Here is a 17331-nt window from a genome sequence, read left to right as displayed (position 1 = left end):
ATGCCCGACCTGCTGATCGAACTGTTTTCCGAGGAAATCCCCGCCCGCATGCAGACCCGCGCGGGCGAGGACCTGAAAAAGCGGATCACCGACGGTTTGGTCGAGGCTGGCCTGACCTATGCTGGCGCTGCCGCCCTGACCACGCCGCGTCGCCTGACGCTGGCGATTGAAGGGCTGCTGGCTGAAAGCCCGACCATCCGTGAGGAACGCAAGGGGCCGAAAGTTAGCGCACCGGACAAGGCCATCGAAGGCTTCCTGCGTGGCGCTGGCCTGACCCGCGATCAATTGGAGGAGCGCGACACACCCAAAGGCGCGGTCTATTTCACCACCATCGAAAAAGCCGGACGCCCCGCGGCTGAGATCGTGGCCGAAGTGCTTGAGGCCACCATTCGCAACTTTCCCTGGCCCAAGTCGATGCGCTGGGGCGGTGGCCCGCTGCGCTGGGTGCGTCCGTTGCATTCGATCCTGTGCATCCTGTCCGACGAAACAGGCACGCAGGTGGTGCCGCTTGAGGTCGATGGCATCACATCCGGCGACACCACTGCAGGCCACCGTTTCATGGCGCCGAACCGGTTTTCGGTCACGTCCTTCGACGACTACGCCGCCAAATTGAAGCGCGCCTTTGTGGTTCTGAACCCCGGCGACCGCGCCGAGCATATCTGGAACGACGCGCAGAACATGGCCTTTGCCGCGGGTCTGGAAGTGGTCGACGACAAGGGCCTGCTGGCCGAGGTCGCTGGTCTGGTCGAATGGCCCGTGGTGTTGATGGGGCAGATCGACGAGGAGTTTTTGGAGTTGCCGCCCGAGGTGCTGCAGACCTCGATGAAAGAGCACCAGAAATTCTTCTCGGTCCGCAATCCCAAAACCGGGCGGATCGAGCGGTTCATCACCGTCGCCAACCGCGAAACCGCCGACAACGGCGCGACCATTCTGGCTGGCAACCAAAAGGTGCTGTCCGCCCGTCTGGCCGATGCGAAATTCTTCTGGGAGAACGACCTGCGCGTTGCCAAATCGGACATCGCCCAATGGACCCGCGCGCTGGAGAACGTCACCTTCCACAACAAGCTGGGCACACAGGCCGAACGGATCGACCGCATCGCCGCGCTGGCCCGCGAACTGGCCCCGGTGACCGGAGCAAATGCGGATCAGGCCGAGAAAGCCGCGCGTCTGGCCAAGGCCGATCTGAGTTCTGAGATGGTCTATGAATTCCCCGAACTTCAGGGGCTTATGGGTCGCTATTACATCGAAGCCGAAGGCGAAGACGCCGCCGTGGCCGCCGTGGCGCAGGAGCATTACTCGCCGCTTGGTCCGTCAGACGACGTGCCGACCGCGCCGCTCTCGGTGACCGTGGCGCTGGCCGACAAGCTGGACACGCTGACTGGGTTCTGGGCGATTGATGAGAAACCAACCGGGTCGAAAGACCCGTTCGCGCTGCGCCGCGCAGCGTTGGGGGTTATTCGATCGGTCTTGGAGAATGACCTAAGGATAAAATTGCACGATTATCAATCAAATCAGTTTAAGAGAGAAAATGCTTCAATCGGTTCTGTGATCAAACGCCGCAAGGACGAAGCGGCTGATGAGTTTGTGAGTCAAACTGATGGTGGGGCTATGTACGTTGGCACTCCAACCGCGATTGTTACCAAACATGTAGACGGCAGGGCTATTGACGCAAGATCTGAAGAACTCCTCTCTTTCTTCCACGACCGCCTCAAAGTTTTTCTCCGAGACGAGGGCATCCGTCACGACATCATCGACGCCTGCATCGCGATGGAGGGCAATGACGACCTCAACCTGCTGGTCAAACGCGCCCGCGCTCTGAATGCGGTGATCGCAACCGAGGATGGCGAAAACCTCGTGCAGGGCTTCAAGCGCGCCAACAACATCCTGACGCAGGCCGAAGAGAAGGACGGCGTCGAATACTCCTATGGCGCGGATGTGAAATTTGCCGAGTCGGACAGCGAAAAGGCACTGTTTGCCGCTCTGGACGCGACGCAGGGCGAGATTAACGCGGCGTTGAAGGCCGAAGACTTCCCGTCAGCCATGTCCTCAATGGCCGCGCTGCGTGGTCCGGTGGATGCGTTTTTCGAAGATGTTCAGGTCAATACCGACAACGACATCCTGCGCCGCAATCGCCTGAACCTGCTGAGCCAGATCCGGCAGGTCTGCTCCAGCGTGGCCGATCTCAGCAAGATCGAAGGCTAAGCTATAACGCCCTTGCGCCATTGGTGCAGGGGCTTATGCTGCGTGCAAACCAAAAGGTGCCGCAGTGCAGAATAACCCACATACCACTCTGATCACGTCCGAAGCGCCCGTCACCGCCAACACCCATGGCGGGCGAGCGAAATGCCTGCAACGTCTGGTCCGCCTAGACCTGCCGGTGCCGCGAACTGTGGCGCTGTCCTTTGATGCGGTCCATCGGATTGCGGAGGGTCATGTGCCCGATATCGCGGCGATCCTTGAACAGTTCGATCAGACAGCGCTGCTGTGTGTGCGGCCCAGTTCCGAAGACCCCGATTGGGGCGGCCCCGGCGCTATCCTGAATATCGGCATGAACGACGCGCGTTACGTAGACTTGTCAGATTCGATGGGGGCCGAGGCCGCTGCCGCGCTGTATCTGCGTTTCGTCCAAAGCTTTGCCATCCATGTGGCCCGTCTGGACGCTGATGTATTTGATGATATCGACGCGGATGGCAGGGAGGGGTTGCGCCAGTCCTTGCGGGCCTATGAGGATGAAACTGACGAAGCCTTCCCTCAGGAACGGGGTGAGCAACTGATTGCCGTTCTAAGGTCGATGGCTCGAGCATGGGACGGAACCTCGGCTCGGTTGCTGCGGCAGGCAAAGGGCGCACCTGCGGATGCAGGGCTGGGCTTGGTCATTCAGGAGATGATCCCAGGAGTGGGGCAGGGTGAATGCGGCTCGGGTGTATTGCAACTGGTGGATTCCACAACGGGAATGCCGCAGATCACTGGCCGATACCTGAGCCAGAGTCAGGGGCGGGATGCCTTGGGCGATGGTGTGGCCGCGCTCTATCTGGAAAAGGATCCGCGCGGGAAGTCGTTGGAAGAAGTGGCGCCAGAAGCCTTTGCGAACGTCAAGGCCCATGCCGCACTGATGCGCACCAAACTGCGCGAGGAAATGCAGGTCGAGTTCGTGATCGAAAACGACCATGTACACATTCTGGATGGCGTGCGGGTGCAGCGCAGCGCGCGCGCCGCGCTGCGGATCGCAGTTCGGTTGGCTGAAGATGGCATCATTCCACCGCAGGAGGCAGTGATGCGGGTCGATCCGCATTCTTTGAACGAGATGCTGCACCGGCAGGTCCACCCTGAGGCGCACCGCGATGTTTTGACCACGGGTATCGCTGCCAGCCCGGGGGCCGCGACTGGTAAGATTGTGTTCACCGCCGCCGAGGCGCAGGCCAGTGCCGCGCGCGGTGAGCCTTGTATTCTGGTGCGTCGCGAGACAGCGCCCGAGGATGTGCGCGGGATGCACGCGGCCGTCGCGGTGCTGACCGAAAAGGGCGGCATGACCAGCCACGCGGCGGTGATTGGCCGCGGATTGGGTCTGCCCTGTATCGTCGGCGCATCCGAGATGAGGTTCCAGACCAAGGAAAAGCTGCTGACCGCGCCTGATGGACGTGTTTTCACAACCGGCGACACGCTGACGATCGACGGGAGCTCGGGACAGGTATTGGCGGGGCAGCCTGCCATGCTGGAAGCTGCACTGGATGACTGTTTCCAGACGTTGATGAGCTGGGCCGATGATGAGCGTGATATCGCCATCCGCGCCAACGCGGATACGCCGGCTGATGCGCAGACCGCGCGGAATTTTCTGGCGCAGGGGATCGGCCTTTGCCGGACCGAGCATATGTTCTTTGACCCCGGCCGCCTTATCGTGATGCGCGAGATGATCTTTGCGCAGACGTCCTCGGGCCGTGCGGCGGTGCTGGAGCGTCTGCTGCCGATGCAGCGTGAGGATTTCGTGCAATTGTTCCGGATCATGGAGGGGCAGCCGGTCTGTATCCGCCTGTTCGACCCGCCTCTGCACGAATTCCTGCCGACCACACGCAGTGGACAGCGTGAACTGGCCGAAGCTCTGGATCTGCCGGTCTCGGATGTCGAACGGCGCGTGGCGGCGATGACCGAATACAACCCGATGCTGGGTCTGCGCGGTGTGCGTCTGGGTGTAACCGTGCCTGAAATCTACGACATGCAGGCCCGTGCAATCTTTGAGGCAACGCTTGAGGCCAGCAAGGACGGTGCCCCCGTGGTGCCCGAGGTGATGATCCCGCTGGTTTCCGCCAAGCGAGAGGTGGAACTGGTCAAATCCCGTATCGACTCGGTCGCGGCCTCGGTCGCCAGCGAACGCGGAGAAGAATTTGAATATCGCCTTGGTGTGATGGTCGAAACGCCACGGGCTTGTCTGCGGGCTGATGAAATTGCGCCACACACGTCGTTCCTGAGTTTCGGCACCAACGACCTGACCCAGATGACCTATGGCTTGTCGCGTGACGATGCGGGCCGGTTCATGTCGGCCTATGTGCAGCAGGGTGTCTTTGTCGAAGATCCGTTCCATGTCCTCGATCCGGACGGGGTCGGAGAATTGCTGAAACTCGGGGCCGAACGTGGGCGCCAGACGCAGCCGAACGTTACCCTTTCGGTATGCGGTGAACACGGTGGTAACCCCGAATCAATCGCCATTTGCCGGGATCTGGGGTTTGACTATGTGTCATGCTCACCCTTTCGGGTGCCGGTCGCTCGGCTGGCTTCCGCTCAACTGGCGATTTCGTCCAGACTTGGGGGTTGACACAGGCCAAATGCCCTAGGATTAGTGGTTTTCAGGCGACCTTGTGACGGAATTATTTTTTCGCACGGGCGATTTTCCACTTGCGTTTTCTTCCGAACTGGACGTCCCGGCCAGACTGCGTTAAATGCCTCGTCGCGCCCGCCGGGGGAGGGTACGGCGCGATTTGTGCCTGTGCGAGGTTATCTGATGCTACGATACATACTGGCTGCTGCCACATTGGCGGCAACCGTGCTGCCAAGTGTGTCTTTCGCTGAAAGGGAAGCCACCAATACCGCCGAACGCGAACTTGTTACCCGGACCGATCTGCCCGGACAGAACTTTCGCGACTATCTAACCCTGTTCAAGCCCCGCAAAGAGCTTGAGCCTGTAAAAGTTTCGTATTCGAAGGCTTGGCTGGACCAACAGCCAAAGGCCAAAGGGGACGTGAACTTTGAGTGCTTGGCTGAAGCGCTGTACTTTGAAGCGCGCGGCGAAAGCGTGCGCGGTCAGTTCGCCGTGGCCGAGGTCATTCTGAACCGCGTCAAAAGCAACCGTTTTCCGAATTCGCTGTGTGGCGTGATCAAACAGGGAACGGGCAAAAGATATCAATGCCAGTTCACCTATACCTGTGATGGCCACAAGGAAGTGATCCGCGAAAAAAAGGCCTATGAGCGTGTGTCCAAAGTTGCGCGTGCCGCAATTGACGGCGTCGCCAAGGAACTGACTGAAGGGGCCACACATTACCACACCACTGCGGTGAGACCGTCGTGGTCGCGCGTTTACAAGGAAACCGCGCGCATTGGTGTGCATATCTTCTACAGGCACAACTACCGCACCGCGAGCAACTAAAAGGCATTCCCGCGCTGCCATCTAAGCAGCGCGGGCTGTCGAACTCGGCTGATTGTGGGCCTACAAGCTGGACCCGCCGGCGGTCACGAATTCCGATCAGAGTGGCGTGAATCGAAATGCCGGGGCAGGGCTTAACGGGTGGATTGATCCGAATTGGCTTTCCCCAACGCCGCATTCGGTGTCTGGAATGGCGTTTGAGGCGGTGTTATATGCGCGCGCACCGTATAGTTTTGGCTGATCAGCCCACCAAGCCCGAAAAGGTCCGTTGCATGAGCTCTGAAGTCCGTCTTGCCTTTGCGCACCCGTCCGAGCGGTCCGAAGCGACCGCCACGCGCGGCCCGCTGGACCGCATTTCATTGCGGGATCATATTGTCGAGGTTGAGATCGGCGCGTTTCAGGCCGAGCGTGGCACGACACAGCGTATCTGTTTCAACATCGTGGTCGAAGTGCGCCCGCTGACCGACCCGATTGACGATGACGTGGACCGCATCCTGTCCTATGACCGCGTGACCGAGGCGATTGCGCATGAACTGGCCGCCGAGCGACTGAACCTGCTTGAGACATTGGCGGATCGCGTTGCTGAGCGTATTCTGCTTGAGCCTCAGGCTGTAAGGGCTTTTGTCAGAATCGAAAAACTGGATCGCGGCCCTGGCGCCCTGGGTGTTGAAATTGTTCGCGGCAGGGACGCGATCCATCACGACGTGGTCGAGGAAGAGCGCCCCCATCCGCGGTTGGTGTTTCTGTCGAACGAGGCAATTGCTTCGTCTAATCTGGCCGGGTGGATTGACCAGTTGGAAAACCGTCAACGTCCCCTGATTCTGTGCCTGGGTGCTGCGGATATGGATGTCCCGCAAACCGGCCACGCGATGACGCAGCGCCGAATTGACTTGCTGGCGATTGAACAGAACGCCTGGGTTCTCGCTGCGAAAGATCATCGCTGTGTGGTGGTGTCAACTCGGACCGAACTGGACTGGGCGATGAAGAACGGTCAGATCTGCGTTTGGGCTCCTTCCAAGATCGTGCTGGATGCTGTGGACGGCCCCTCCGCCGCACCTTCGGACGCTGTCGCCTTGGCGGCGTGGTTCGCGGCCACTTTTGAAGCCAGTGAAATGATGGTGATCGGCGGTGCTTTGCCGAAAGCGCCTAAGACACCCCTGCGTGCCATTTCAGTGGATCAGGCGCAGCTGTGACAGAATACTTCCGACCGCTGGTGCAACACGGCCCGGCCCGCCCGACTGGTGCGATGCCTCTTGCGGGACAGCCTTTGTGGTTCACACATGCCGAACGTCTGACGCGAACGGAAACCCCGATTGTTGTTGCGGCACAGGACATTCCGAGTGATGTGCTTGCACGACTGACCGGGCCGCGCGCTGAGATTACGGGGTTGGCGATGGATCGGCCTCAGATCATGGGCATCCTCAACACGACACCGGACAGTTTTTCCGATGGCGGCGTGCACAATTCGGTCGAGGCTGCAACGGTCGCCGCGGATCAGATGGTGGCGCATGGGGCCAGCATTCTGGATATCGGCGGAGAATCCACCCGTCCAGGGGCTTCTTACGTACCTGATGATGAAGAAATCGCGCGAACCCAACCTGTTGTCGAGGCCATCCGCGCCAACACGCAGGCGCTGATCTCCATCGATACACGCAAAGCCAGCGTTGCGCGGGCGGCGTGGGATGCGGGGGCCGGGCTGATCAACGACGTCTCTGGTTTCACCTTTGACCCGCAACTTGCATCGTTTTGCGCCGAGGTTGATGCCCCGGTCTGCGTGATGCACATGCAGGGCGACCCGGCTACAATGCAGGACGATCCTCAATATGACGACGTTCTGCTGGATGTGTACGATTTCCTTGACGGGATGGTCGCGCAGTTGCAGCAACTGGGCCTGAACCGCGACCGAATCGTGATTGATCCGGGAATCGGGTTCGGCAAAACGCAGGCGCACAATCTGGCTCTTCTGCAAAACCTCAGCCTGTTTCACGGCATCGGATGCCCGATTCTGCTGGGAGTGTCTCGCAAGGGGCTCATCGGGCAGATCGGTCTGGAGCCGCGCAAGGACGCCCGCGCGCCGGGATCAATCGCCGTGGCATTGGCAGGATTGTCCCAGGGCGTGCAGATCCTGCGGGTTCATGACGTGCCCGAGACCGCTCAGGCCTTGCGTCTGTGGGCTTCCGTCCGGTAATCCCGTCACAGGCAAGAAATTACGGAGTGACACGATGCGCAAGCTGTTCGGAACCGACGGGGTGCGGGGCACCGCCAATACCCATCCGATAACGGCCGAGATGGCCCTGCGTATCGGGGCTGCCGTTGGGCGGTATTTCCGTCGCAATCAATCCGGCGCGCACCGGGTGGTGATTGGCAAGGACACGCGCCTGTCCGGGTACATGTTGGAAAACGCGCTGACCGCCGGGTTGACCTCGACCGGTATGAACGTGCTGTTGCTGGGTCCGGTGCCAACGCCCGCCGTGGGGCTGATGACCCGGTCAATGCGTGCGGATCTGGGCGTGATGATTTCGGCCAGTCATAATCCGGCAGAGGACAACGGCATCAAGTTCTTTGGCCCCGACGGATACAAGTTGTCCGATCAAGCCGAGCTTGAGATTGAGCGTCTGATCGAAGAGGGTGTCAAACCCACGCAGGCTCAAAATATCGGCCGCGCGCGTCGGGTGGATGATGCGCGGTTTCGATACGGTGAACGGGTGAAGTCCTCGCTGTCCCGCGACCTGCGTCTGGATGGACTGAAAGTGGTGGTCGACTGTGCCAACGGCGCCGCGCACCGCACCGCCCCCGAGGTTCTGTGGGAACTGGGCGCCGAGGTCATTCCGGTCGGGATCGCGCCGAACGGCAAGAACATCAACCTGAATTGCGGCTCGACCAAACCTCAACTGGCGGCCGAAACGGTTGTGGCCCATGGCGCTGATGTTGGGATCTGTTTGGACGGCGATGCCGACCGCGTCGTGATGGTCGATGAGTGCGGGCACGTGGCTGATGGCGATCAGCTTATGGCGCTGCTGGCGACCAGTTGGGCCAAGGCGGATCGCCTTGAGGGCGGCGCGCTGGTTGCGACGGTGATGTCCAATCTCGGGCTGGAACGGCACCTGGCCGCGCAAGGGCTGCGGCTGGAGCGGACGGCTGTTGGCGATCGCTATGTCGTTGAACGGATGCGCGAAGGCGGGTTCAATCTGGGTGGAGAACAGTCGGGCCACATCGTTATGAGCGACTATGCCACCACCGGCGACGGTCTGATGGCTGGGCTACATTTTCTGGCCGAGATGGTGCACTCGGGCCGCAAGGCCTCTGAACTGTCGGTGCAGTTCGAATCCGTACCTCAGTTATTGAAGAACGTGCGTTATCAGGACGGGCAGAGCCCGCTGGAAGCGGGCAGCGTTAAAGCCGCCATCGCCGATGCCGAAGCGCGCCTGAACGGGCAGGGTCGTCTGCTGATCCGGAAGTCGGGGACGGAACCCTTGATCCGCGTGATGGCGGAATGTGAGGATGATGCCCTGTTGACGCAGGTTGTCGATGGCATCGTGGCCGAGGTCGAGGCGGTCGCGGGTTAACGCCCGATCAGCATCTTGCGCAAGCTGAACCACTGGCTGATCGCCAGCCCGGTTAGGATCATGATCAACGCGATGTAGAACCGAAGGGGCAGCGCCTCGGACAGAATCCATGCGCCAAATATCATCGACCAGATCGGCACCTGATAGTTGACCAGCGTCAGGAAAACAGACCCGGCGCTGCGAATGATCGAAACGCGCAACAAGGTGGCGAAGGCGGTGGGTAAAAGGCCCAGCGCGATGATCGCCAGGCCGGGGCGCGTACCTTCCCAGTGGGGGAGGCCCTCGGTCACCAGCATGATGGGCAGCAAGAGCGCCGCGCCAACGACCAGTGACAACGCGGCCAAAGCGACGGGATCAACGGGTGGGCAGCGCCGGGTGAAGATCGACGCGCAGGAATAGCACAGGGCGGCTCCGATACAGGCTAGCTGAGCCAAGGGTTCCGCCCCCTGTCCAATTTGTGCCAGCCCCGGGCCGATCAGTACAAGTGCACCACAAAAGCCCAGAGATACCCCAAGGAGCCTGCGCAGGTTCAGCGGTTCGTCTGAAAAGAAATGCGCCAATGGTAATACCATCAGCGGTATCGCTGCCATCGACAGGCCCGCAAAGGCCGAGGCCACATATTGCTGCCCCCAACTGAGTAACAGGAAAGGCAGCGCAGTCGACAACACGCCAATGATTGCGATGTAACCCCAGAGTTTCGGACTGCCCGACGGCAACTTACGCCCGGTCAGCGCCATCATCCCCAGCAAGGTCAAGGCGCCAAGGGTGGTGCGCGCAGTGGCAACAGTGACTGGCCCGTATCCTTCCAACGCCATGGCGACGACCATGAACGTTCCACCCCAGATGAGGCCCAAAGTTATAACGCCGCTCCAATCGCGGGATGTGGGTTGGTCAACCATGTTGGGCCTAAAAATCAGGAGGTGTTGAGACAAAAAAGGGCGGCCGTTTGGCCGCCCTTTCGCAAAGAACCGTCAGGATCAGTTCTTTTCCTTGTCGACCATTTTACCAGCCGAAATCCAAGGCATCATAGCGCGCAGTTTCGCACCGGTTTCCTCGATCATGTGCTCGTCATTGGCACGGCGCGAAGCTTTGATGGTCGGCTGACCAACAGCGTTTTCCAGCATGAAGTCACGAACGAACTTGCCCTGCTGGATGTCGTTCAGAACCTCTTTCATACGCGCTTTGGTTTCGTCGTATTTCAGGATACGCGGGCCAGTGACGTACTGGCCGTACTCGGCAGTGTTCGAGATCGAGTAGTCCATGTTCGCAATGCCGCCTTCGTAGATCAGGTCCACGATCAGCTTCACTTCGTGCAGACACTCGAAATAGGCCATTTCCGGCGCGTAGCCTGCCTCGACCAGAGTTTCAAAACCGCAGCGGATCAGTTCAACCAGACCGCCGCACAGAACAGCTTGTTCACCGAACAGGTCGGTTTCGCATTCTTCACGGAAGTTGGTTTCGATGATGCCCGAACGGCCGCCGCCGATGGCCGAGCAGTAGGACAAACCGATTTCCAGCGCTTTGCCGGTTGCGTCGTTGTTGACGGCAACCAGGCAGGGCACGCCGCCGCCTTTGACATATTCGCCGCGCACGGTGTGGCCCGGGCCTTTGGGGGCCATCATGATGACGTCGACGCCTTCTTTCGGCTCGATCAGGCCAAAGTGGACGTTCAGACCGTGGGCGAAGGCGATGGCCGAGCCGGGCTTGATGTTGTCATGCACGTATTTCTTGTAGGTCTCTGCCTGCAGTTCGTCGGGCATGGTGAACATGATGACGTCGCACCAGGCCGCCGCTTCGGCGATACCCATGACTTCCAGACCTTCGGCTTCGGCTTTCCTAGCCGATGCGGAACCTTCGCGCAGAGCGACGACCAGGTTCTTCGCGCCCGAGTCGCGCAGGTTCAGCGCGTGCGCGTGACCTTGCGAGCCATAGCCCAGGATGGCCACTTTTTTGTCTTTGATCAGGTTGATGTCGCAATCGCGATCGTAATAGACGCGCATTATTCCGGTCCTTTCTGTTACGGTTGCTGCGCTTTTAATTCGGTGTGGCTTGGTTGGCGAGCGTTGAAGCATTGAGTATTTGGAAAAAAGGTGAAAAGTTATTCGCGAAAGTACGAATTAGAGAATAAATCATGCTTGATGACATGGACCGGCGCATTCTGCGTCATCTACAGACCGAACCGACCCTTTCCATGGCCGAACTGGCCGAGCGGTGTGGGGTCAGCCAGGGCGTGTGCTGGCGCCGGGTCGAGAAGATGCAGGCGTCGGGCGTCATTCAGGGACAGGAGGCTGTCCTTGACTGGACCGCGCTTGGATATGCCGTTGAGGTCTCGTTGCGTGTGACACTGGACAAGACCCAGCCCCGTGCCTTCGATGAATTCACTGCTGCTGCGCGCGATGTATCAGAAGTAATCGAAATCCAGACTTTTCTGGGCCGTGTGGATGTTCGTCTTTCGGTGCTGGCACGCGACATGTCACACTATCAGAAAATCTACCGCGACCGCATTCTGACCTTGCCGCACATCGCCGATATCGAGGCGCTGATGCATATTGCGCGAGTGAAGCGCAACGAGGTTCTACCGGTATGATTGAGCTTGATGAAACAGACCGCCAAATCCTACGTGCGCTGGTGCAGGATGCTACTCAGAGTGCTGGAGCCCTGGGTCGTAAACTTGGATTGTCGCAGCCTGCGACCTGGCGGCGTGTCAGGCGGTTGGAAACGGCAGGAGTAATCCGGGGGCGTCGTCTGCGCCTGAATGCCGAGGCGTTGGGGTTCGGCGTGACAGTCTTTTTGGGGGTCAAACTGGCCCGCAAAGGTCAGGTCAGTCTGGAAGATTTCGAACGTGCCGTCAGCGCCATCCCCGAGGTTCAGACGGTCGAGCACGTCCTTGGCCTGTACGATTATCGCCTTCGGGTTGTCGCCCGCGACCTGTCCGACTTTGAGCGGGTTCTGCGGCGGCGGATCATGACCCTACCCGGTGCCGGGGACGTCGAAGCCAACGTCCTGCTCAGCGAAGAGCGATTACCCGGTCCGATCGGTTAGGGTCAGTATCTGGTGCGAATGCAATAGCCGGGATGGTGGGTCATTCGGGCGAAGGCCATCGGCTCACCATCTTTCCAGGTCGTGCGTTCAAGTTGGATCATCGATGTGCCGGCCGTGGTTCCCATGAATTCGGCCAATCTCCCGTCGGCGGAAATCGCACAGAACGCAACCTCTGCTTCAGTAAAGGGGGCTATGTTCAGCAGCCATTCATGCGGGCCTTGCGAGGTCAGATCGGCATTCTCGACCTCGGGTACGGTATCGATGTTGATCCAGCGCTCTTCCAGCTGAAATGGGCGGTTGTCGGCATAGTGCATGCAGATCACATGCAGCACGCGCGCGTCTGGTGAGACACTGAGTTGCGAGGCCAGCCAACCGGGACTGGACACTACATTACGTTCGACAAGAGCATAACGATAAGTCGAGTTTTGGTTCTCAACGGCCTGGCGCGCCAGCGAAAACTCGAGTTTCGCGTGTTTGCTGGGTTCTTTTTTGACCCGCGTGCCGCTTTTGCGCTTACGCTCAACAAATCCTTGATCGGATAACTCCCGCAGGGCGCGATTTACGGTCGCGCGCGCGCAATTGAATTCTTCGGCAAGCTGCGTTTCCGTTGGCAGCAAAGATCCCTGAGGCCAGATTCGGCTTTCAATGCGACGTTTAACTTCGTCCCGTACAACCTGAAAACTGATCCGCTTTTGAGCAGTCACGAGGAGCAAAACCTTTCTTCTACAAAGTGTATGTATCTGTTCAGAAACACCTCTGGGTGTAAAGGGGTGGTGACACTATTTGGCGTCACTTCGGGGGTTATATGGTGCAGTTTCGAACCTAAAATTCACGGGGAAATAAAGTTCCGTGGCGTCAATTGTCGGCGCAAGAAAACTGCTTTACCAATCTCGCCAGAAGATTCACGTTGCCCGAGTACTGTTTGAAAGGACAAATCATGCCGGCGCTTTTGGATAGCATTGACCCCAATGGGCTCGAGGAGTTCTCGGTTGTTTTCACCGACCGTTCCCTGAACCACATGTCGGCCCGGTTTCAGACCGTCATGCGCGACATCTCAAACATGCTGAAAGATGTCTACAACGCGGACGGTATTGCCGTAATCCCGGGCGGTGGGACCTATGCAATGGAGGCCGTGGCCAGACAGTTCGCGCGCAAAGCCAACGTTCTGGTCGTGCGTAACGGATGGTTTTCCTATCGTTGGAGCCAGATCGTCGAATCCGCAGATCTGACGGCGTCGGCCACGGTGCTCAAGGCGCGCCAAACCGGCAATTCGAGCTCATCTCCGTTTGCACCAGCACCGATCGAAGAGGTGGTATCAACTATTCGAGAACAACGTCCGGATGTGGTGTTTGCTCCGCACGTTGAAACCGCAGCAGGTCTGATTCTGCCGGATGACTATGTGACCGCCATGGCGGCGGCTGCGCATGAGGTTGGCGCATTGATGGTGCTGGACTGCATCGCCTCTGGCTGTGCTTGGGTCGATATGAAGGCAACTGGAGTGGACGTCCTGATCTCAGCCCCGCAGAAAGGGTGGAGCGCTTCGCCCTGTGCCGGTCTGGTCATGCTATCTGAACGGGCCGAGGCGCGATTGGAGGAGACGACCTCTGATAGTTTCGCCGTTGACCTGAAGAAGTGGCGTCAGATCATGCAGGCCTATGAGAATGGCGGGCATGCTTATCACGCCACGATGCCGACTGACGCGCTGCAGGCGTTCCGGGATACGATGAACGAGACCCGCGATTACGGTTTTGAAAAGCTACGCGATGCGCAATGGGCTTTGGGCAACGGTGTACGGGCGATGCTGAAGGACAAGGGCATCGTGTCTGTGGCCGCCGATGGGTTCGGTGCGCCGGGGGTTGTGGTCAGCTATACCTCGGATCCCGAGATTCAGAACGGCAAGAAATTCGCCGCCTTGGGTATGCAGATCGCTGCCGGTGTTCCGCTGCAATGCGATGAGCCCGAGGGGTTCAGTACCTTCCGTCTGGGTCTGTTCGGGCTGGACAAGCTGTATGACGTAGATGGCACAATTGCTCGACTCAAGCGCGTGCTGGATCAGGTACTGTGATCTTCTGAGTGACCTGGGGGCCTCAGCGTACGCCGAGGCCCATCTGCATCAACGTCTTGCGCACAGGAGGCAGAGAATAGAGCGCATTCAGCCCCATCGCCCGCGCATCGCGCAGTGGCCGTGCCTCGATCATCGAGGCGCGGTTCAGCAAGTCGATGCCTTTGACGCGCATCTCGATCTCCGAGTGGCGGGCTTTGTGGTAGGCGTCCAGCATTTGCGCATCGCCCAGACCTTCGGGTCGAGCCTGGGCGAGGTCCAACAGAGTGCGCAGATCACCTAGTGACATGTTCAATCCTTGCGCACCGATGGGTGGCACCACGTGGGCGGCCTCAGCCATCAGGGCGATGCGCTCGCCCGAAAGGCGTTCCGCCGACTGACTTATAATCGGCCAGATGGTTCGGCGCGATGCCAGTTTCAACGGCCCGAACAGCCCGCAGGATCGTTCGGTCATCAGAGCTTCGAACGCCTCGGCATCGGTGTTCAACAATTCAACCGCGCGAGGACCGCGTTCCATCCAGACAATCGCGGATGAGGGCTGACCCTGCCAATCGGGCAGGGGGACCAGTGTGAACGGCCCGCCCGAGCGGTGTATCTCGGTCGAGACGTTTTCGTGCGGGATCGGGTGCGTAACCGCAAATGCCAGCGCCTTCTGGCCATAACGAGTGGTGTGCACGTTGATCCCCGCGGCCTCGCGCATCGGGGAATTGCGCCCGTCCGCGGCGACCACCAGTTTGCAGCGTATACGGCTGCCATCGCTCAGGCCCACGCGGGCCTCGGCGGTGCGCGTGAACAGGCTGACGGTGCCTGTGCCGGGGCGGAAATCGACATTGGGCAGTTCGGTCAGACGGGCCACCATCTCGCGCCGCAACAGCCAGTTGGGCAGGTTCCAGCCAAAGGGCAGGTCCGAGATATCGGCGGCGTTGAAATCGCGCACCACGCGGGGTTCGGGCACATCGCCGCCCGCATCCACGATGCGCATGATCTGCAGGGGGGCGGCGTGTTCATCCAGTCGCTGCCACAACCCGCATTGTTCCAAAAGCCCATGCGCCGGTTGCAGAAACGCCGTAGTCCGTAGGTCGGATCCGTCCACGTCACGCTCGGTAATGGGCGGAGTGGGGTCGACGCAAACTACGTCGAACCCGGCAGCTCCAAAGGCCGCTGCAGCGGTCAGTCCGGCGATTCCTCCGCCGGAAATAAGGATGTCACAGCTGTCTTTCATGGCCTTGGTCTCCGAAATCTTGGGCAGAAACTAGTTCGGTTACAAGGTGGGTGCCAAGTGACATCCTGTCCCGTGTGTCAGCCGCGTGAGATCAGGATGAGGATGAGGAACATCACCGGCACCATCATGACCGCAGGGATATATAGCCCCGGCAGGCCAAACAGCAGGGCCGAGCATCCCCACATGCTGACAATCGCGGCGGCCGTGTAGTACCAGTCTTCGGCCTCGCCATTGGCGGCATCTTTTGCCAGCCAGCCGAAAACGGGGATTGCAAAAAACAGGCGCTGCCAGATGGGCAGGCGCCGAGGCATCTCGATCGCGCTCATGGAAATCTCCGGTTCTGTTCGTCGCTGAGGCGCATATAGGGGTGATGCTGCACCTGCAAAATGTGCAGATCGTCGCAGTGTGACAGCCTATCGCAGAAGCGCCAGAAACGCGGTCAGATCGTCTGTGTGATGGTGTATATGGTCGGCCTCGTGCGGTTCGGGTGCGACGTGAACGGTGCGCATTCCCATCGCGTGCGGAGCGGCCAGATTGCGCGGATCATCCTCGAACATCGCAGCCTTGGTCGTGTCGATTCCATCTTGGGCAAAGATCGCCTCGAACGCGGCTTTTTCCGGCTTTGGCCTATAGTCCGCGTGTTCGACCCCATAGATCGCGTCGAACAAGCCACTAAGGCCGCGCGCGTCCAGAACGCGTTCGGCGTAGGGCGCGCTGCCGTTGGTGTAGACAATGCGACGCCCGGGCAGGGATCGGATGTGATCGGCCAGATCCACGTCTGGGTCCATGTGGCTCATGTCAACCTGGTGAACCGCGTGCAGATATGGGTCCGGGTCAAGATCGTGCTCGGCCATCAACCCAGCCAGCGTAGTGCCGTATTGCCGCCAATAGTGCGAGCGAAGACGATCCGCCTCAGCCCGGTCCACGCCAATGGCTTGCACCACGTAATCCGTCATCAGCACCTCGATCTGATCGAACAGGCGCATATGTGGCGGGTAGAGCGTGTTGTCCAGGTCGAACACCCAGTGGGTGACGTGAGAAAAGGCAGGTTTGACCATGGGTTTGGTTTAGGGTGCTGGGCATCGGTTTTCAATGCCGCTCTTGATCCCGGGGGCAAGTGACGGATAGACATGTTCGAACGAGGAGACAAACCACCCGATGCCCCAATCCAGACAGCCGTCCAAAGACGCCTACAGCCTAATTCTCGAAGCGATTGACGTGGGCGTTTACAAGCCCGGCAACCGTCTGGTTGAAAGCGAGCTGGCCGAACGGTTCGGGGTGTCGCGCACGCCGATCCGCGAAGCGCTGCAGCGGCTGGAAACGCAATCCCTGCTGGAACGCGACGGGCGCTCGCTGATTGTGGCTTCGCTGGACCACAACCAGATGGCCGAGCTGTATGTGGTGCGGCGCGAGTTGGAGGGTCTGGCCGCGAAATTGGCCGCCAAGCACGCCACCGAAGAAGAGATCAAGGTTCTGCAGGAAATGGTCGCCGCCGATGACGCGTTGGTCGATGACCCGACGGCCTTGTCACGGGCGAACCGGCGGTTTCATGAACAGATTCATCTGGCCTCGCATAACCGTTATCTGGTGCAGCAACTGGACCTTGTACATCGCACCATGGCGCTGATGGCAACGACGTCGCTGGCGGCGCAGGGCCGGGGTGAGATTGCGCAGAGCGAACACAAGGGGATCGTCGAGGCAATCGCAGCCCGCGACGAAGAAGCCGCCGGACGCGCCCTCAAGGAACATATCTCGGTCGCCTTCATGACGCGCCTGAAACAGGATGCTATCCGGCGCGAGAGCTGAC

General features: G+C 59.7%; 16 protein-coding genes. 10 read left to right on the top strand and 6 right to left on the bottom strand.

Translation table 11 applies throughout. The annotated features are described in order from the left end of the window. The 6 genes from glyS (at window position 1) to glmM (ending at window position 9198) form a co-directional block, all read left to right on the top strand. The gene (gene glyS / locus ACR0IK_RS04950; RefSeq protein WP_480640654.1) at window positions 1–2202 is read left to right on the top strand and encodes a glycine--tRNA ligase subunit beta; all 2202 of its coding nucleotides are present in this window, start codon (window positions 1–3) and stop codon (window positions 2200–2202) included. A 64-nt stretch (window positions 2203–2266) separates the two neighbouring features. Next, window positions 2267–4807, top strand: coding sequence for a putative PEP-binding protein (locus ACR0IK_RS04945; protein WP_480640653.1), 2541 nt, complete (start codon window positions 2267–2269; stop codon window positions 4805–4807). 186 nt (window positions 4808–4993) lie between these two features. Beyond that, a complete protein-coding gene (locus ACR0IK_RS04940; RefSeq protein WP_480640652.1) occupies window positions 4994–5635 on the top strand; it encodes a cell wall hydrolase in 642 nt (213 codons plus the stop codon). A gap of 269 nt (window positions 5636–5904) precedes the next feature. Further along, the gene (locus ACR0IK_RS04935; RefSeq protein WP_480640651.1) at window positions 5905–6825 is read left to right on the top strand and encodes a dihydroneopterin aldolase; all 921 of its coding nucleotides are present in this window, start codon (window positions 5905–5907) and stop codon (window positions 6823–6825) included. Further along, window positions 6822–7820: a dihydropteroate synthase gene (gene folP, locus ACR0IK_RS04930; protein ID WP_480640650.1), complete on the top strand. Its 999-nt coding sequence runs from the start codon at window positions 6822–6824 to the stop codon at window positions 7818–7820. Before ACR0IK_RS04935 ends, folP begins: the two co-directional genes overlap by 4 nt. A gap of 34 nt (window positions 7821–7854) precedes the next feature. Further along, window positions 7855–9198, top strand: coding sequence for a phosphoglucosamine mutase (glmM, locus tag ACR0IK_RS04925; protein ID WP_480589622.1), 1344 nt, complete (start codon window positions 7855–7857; stop codon window positions 9196–9198). On the opposite strand, the gene ACR0IK_RS04920 is transcribed toward glmM, so the two are convergent. Together ACR0IK_RS04920 and ilvC are read right to left on the bottom strand one after the other, a co-directional pair. After that, window positions 9195–10097 carry a DMT family transporter gene (locus tag ACR0IK_RS04920; protein WP_480640649.1) on the bottom strand — a complete coding sequence of 301 codons (903 nt, stop codon included), beginning with the start codon at window positions 10095–10097 and terminating at the stop codon, window positions 9195–9197. The two genes, glmM and ACR0IK_RS04920, sit on opposite strands and share 4 nt — an antisense overlap. Before the next feature lie 78 nt (window positions 10098–10175). Then, on the bottom strand, window positions 10176–11198 hold the full coding sequence (gene ilvC, locus ACR0IK_RS04915) for a ketol-acid reductoisomerase (protein ID WP_480589624.1): 1023 nt from the start codon (window positions 11196–11198) through the stop codon (window positions 10176–10178). Between the two features lie 131 nt (window positions 11199–11329). Here ilvC and ACR0IK_RS04910 point away from each other — a divergent pair, with 131 nt between their 5' ends. Both ACR0IK_RS04910 and ACR0IK_RS04905 read left to right on the top strand, forming a co-directional pair. Further along, a complete protein-coding gene (locus ACR0IK_RS04910) occupies window positions 11330–11785 on the top strand; it encodes an Lrp/AsnC family transcriptional regulator (RefSeq protein ID WP_480640648.1) in 456 nt (151 codons plus the stop codon). Further along, window positions 11782–12240, top strand: coding sequence for an Lrp/AsnC family transcriptional regulator (locus ACR0IK_RS04905; protein ID WP_480640647.1), 459 nt, complete (start codon window positions 11782–11784; stop codon window positions 12238–12240). Before ACR0IK_RS04910 ends, ACR0IK_RS04905 begins: the two co-directional genes overlap by 4 nt. 2 nt (window positions 12241–12242) lie before the next feature. Here the strand turns inward: ACR0IK_RS04905 and ACR0IK_RS04900 are convergent, their stop codons facing one another. Further along, entirely contained in the window at window positions 12243–12944 is a 702-nt protein-coding gene (locus tag ACR0IK_RS04900; protein ID WP_480589627.1) for a GntR family transcriptional regulator, read from the bottom strand. 233 nt (window positions 12945–13177) lie between these two features. On the opposite strand from ACR0IK_RS04900, the gene ACR0IK_RS04895 reads away from it, so the two are divergent. After that, window positions 13178–14305 (top strand): aminotransferase class V-fold PLP-dependent enzyme, encoded by a 1128-nt coding sequence (locus tag ACR0IK_RS04895; RefSeq protein WP_480640646.1) that lies wholly within the window; start codon window positions 13178–13180, stop codon window positions 14303–14305. A gap of 22 nt (window positions 14306–14327) precedes the next feature. On the opposite strand, the gene ACR0IK_RS04890 is transcribed toward ACR0IK_RS04895, so the two are convergent. The 3 genes from ACR0IK_RS04890 to ACR0IK_RS04880 form a co-directional block, all read right to left on the bottom strand. Further along, window positions 14328–15524 carry a UbiH/UbiF family hydroxylase gene (locus ACR0IK_RS04890; RefSeq protein WP_480589629.1) on the bottom strand — a complete coding sequence of 399 codons (1197 nt, stop codon included), beginning with the start codon at window positions 15522–15524 and terminating at the stop codon, window positions 14328–14330. A gap of 77 nt (window positions 15525–15601) precedes the next feature. Continuing rightward, window positions 15602–15850 (bottom strand): hypothetical protein, encoded by a 249-nt coding sequence (locus tag ACR0IK_RS04885; RefSeq protein ID WP_480589630.1) that lies wholly within the window; start codon window positions 15848–15850, stop codon window positions 15602–15604. Window positions 15851–15937: 87 nt separating this feature from the next. Further along, on the bottom strand, window positions 15938–16582 hold the full coding sequence (locus ACR0IK_RS04880; RefSeq protein WP_480589631.1) for a pyrimidine 5'-nucleotidase: 645 nt from the start codon (window positions 16580–16582) through the stop codon (window positions 15938–15940). A gap of 100 nt (window positions 16583–16682) precedes the next feature. Between ACR0IK_RS04880 and ACR0IK_RS04875 the strand changes: the two genes are divergently transcribed. After that, entirely contained in the window at window positions 16683–17330 is a 648-nt protein-coding gene (locus ACR0IK_RS04875) for a GntR family transcriptional regulator (RefSeq protein WP_480589632.1), read from the top strand. Window position 17331: the final 1 nt, after the last annotated feature.

The organism is Ruegeria sp. BF7, from assembly GCF_056538605.1.
Note: the sequence above shows the minus strand (reverse complement) of the source record. Positions and strands in the feature narration are given on the sequence as shown.

Coding starts and splice junctions, on each gene's coding strand:
- glyS (WP_480640654.1), top strand. CDS start 1: ATGCCCGACCTGCTGATCGAACTGTTTTCCGAGGAAATCCCCGCCCGC.
- ACR0IK_RS04940 (WP_480640652.1), top strand. CDS start 4,994: ATGCTACGATACATACTGGCTGCTGCCACATTGGCGGCAACCGTGCTG.
- ACR0IK_RS04935 (WP_480640651.1), top strand. CDS start 5,905: ATGAGCTCTGAAGTCCGTCTTGCCTTTGCGCACCCGTCCGAGCGGTCC.
- glmM (WP_480589622.1), top strand. CDS start 7,855: ATGCGCAAGCTGTTCGGAACCGACGGGGTGCGGGGCACCGCCAATACC.
- ACR0IK_RS04920 (WP_480640649.1), bottom strand. CDS start 10,097: ATGGTTGACCAACCCACATCCCGCGATTGGAGCGGCGTTATAACTTTG.
- ilvC (WP_480589624.1), bottom strand. CDS start 11,198: ATGCGCGTCTATTACGATCGCGATTGCGACATCAACCTGATCAAAGAC.
- ACR0IK_RS04910 (WP_480640648.1), top strand. CDS start 11,330: ATGCTTGATGACATGGACCGGCGCATTCTGCGTCATCTACAGACCGAA.
- ACR0IK_RS04905 (WP_480640647.1), top strand. CDS start 11,782: ATGATTGAGCTTGATGAAACAGACCGCCAAATCCTACGTGCGCTGGTG.
- ACR0IK_RS04895 (WP_480640646.1), top strand. CDS start 13,178: ATGCCGGCGCTTTTGGATAGCATTGACCCCAATGGGCTCGAGGAGTTC.
- ACR0IK_RS04890 (WP_480589629.1), bottom strand. CDS start 15,524: ATGAAAGACAGCTGTGACATCCTTATTTCCGGCGGAGGAATCGCCGGA.
- ACR0IK_RS04885 (WP_480589630.1), bottom strand. CDS start 15,850: ATGAGCGCGATCGAGATGCCTCGGCGCCTGCCCATCTGGCAGCGCCTG.
- ACR0IK_RS04880 (WP_480589631.1), bottom strand. CDS start 16,582: ATGGTCAAACCTGCCTTTTCTCACGTCACCCACTGGGTGTTCGACCTG.
- ACR0IK_RS04875 (WP_480589632.1), top strand. CDS start 16,683: ATGCCCCAATCCAGACAGCCGTCCAAAGACGCCTACAGCCTAATTCTC.